Below are 1,273 nucleotides of genomic sequence, written 5' to 3'. Positions count from 1 at the left end.
ATAATTACAGTGACGTAATTTAGATCCCACACTTTTGTACGATTACGTGTCATGGTTCCCTCAAGGAGGGACGAACATGCCACGTACGAGCCCATATCTCCTTACCTTGACCGATGCCGAGCGCACCGAGTTAGAAGCCCGTGCCCGCAGATATACGTCACCGTATTCAGAAGTCGTGCGGGCCAAGATCGTCCTCTATGCCGCCGAGGGACTGGGCAACGACGAAATCGCCGCCCGCCTGGACACTCCCCGCCAAGTGGTATCCAAGTGGCGCAAACGCTTTCACGAGCACCGCCTGCCCGGACTGGCCGATCAACCCCGGGGAGGACGACCCCCGAGTTTTTCCCCCTGAGGTCATCGTCGCGGTCAAAGCGCTGGCCTGCGAACTGCCTACCACCGCCGGTGTCCCACTGGCCCGCTGGCACTGCCCGGACCTGGCCCGCACCGCCGTCGAGCAAGGCATCGTCGCCGCCATCTCGGGCACCACCATCTGGCGCTGGCTGTGCGCCGACGCGATCAAACCCTGGCAGCACCGGTCCTGGATCTTCCCCCGCGACCCCGACTTCGCCCCCAAGGCCGCGCGCGTGCTCGACCTGTACGCACGCCGCTTCGATCAGACCCCGCTGGCCGCCGACGAGTACGTGATCAGCGCCGACGAGAAGACCTCCATCCAGGCCCGCATCCGCAAACACCCCGGCACGCCACCGGCACCCGGCCGCCCGGCGCGTATTGAACACGAATACGGCCGCGGCGGCGCCCTGGCCTACCTGGCCGCCTGGGATGTACACCACGCGAGAGTGTTCGGCCGCTGCGAGCCCACCACTGGCATCGACGCCTTCGACCGGCTCGTCGCCCAGGTGATGACCAGCGCACCCTACGACTCGGCCCGGCGGGTGTTCTGGATCGTCGACAACGGCTCCTCGCACCGCGGCCACGCCTCCGCCAAACGATTGCAGGCCCGCTGGCCCACCCTGCGGCTGATCCACCTGCCCAAACACGCCTCCTGGCTCAACCAGGTCGAGATCTACTTCTCCGTCGTGCAACGAAAGGTGCTCGCACCCAACGACTTCCACAACCTCGACGAAGTCGAAACCAGACTGCTCGAGTTCGAGCAGTACTACCAACAGATCGCCACACCATTCGAATGGAACTTCACCACAGCCGACCTCAACAACCTACTCGCCCGCATCACCGCACACGAGAACGCTCAGCTGACGCCAGCCGCCTAAACGCCACACGCAAATACGTCACCGAAATTCCGACCCAGACCACT

2 protein-coding genes are annotated in these 1,273 nt (G+C 64.1%); both read left to right on the top strand.

The features are described 5' to 3' along the window. Positions 1–76: 76 nt before the first annotated feature. Entirely contained in the window at positions 77–352 is a 276-nt protein-coding gene (locus tag AWB95_RS23790) for a helix-turn-helix domain-containing protein (RefSeq protein WP_232315635.1), read from the top strand. Beyond that, positions 312–1,229, top strand: a complete 918-nt coding sequence (locus AWB95_RS14620) for an IS630 family transposase (protein ID WP_238600964.1) — start codon at positions 312–314, stop codon at positions 1,227–1,229. The genes AWB95_RS23790 and AWB95_RS14620 overlap by 41 nt, the downstream gene beginning before the upstream one ends. Positions 1,230–1,273 lie beyond the last annotated feature (44 nt).

The organism is Mycobacterium celatum, assembly GCF_002101595.1.
Taxonomy (GTDB): domain Bacteria; phylum Actinomycetota; class Actinomycetes; order Mycobacteriales; family Mycobacteriaceae; genus Mycobacterium; species Mycobacterium celatum.
Note: the sequence above shows the minus strand (reverse complement) of the source record. Positions and strands in the feature narration are given on the sequence as shown.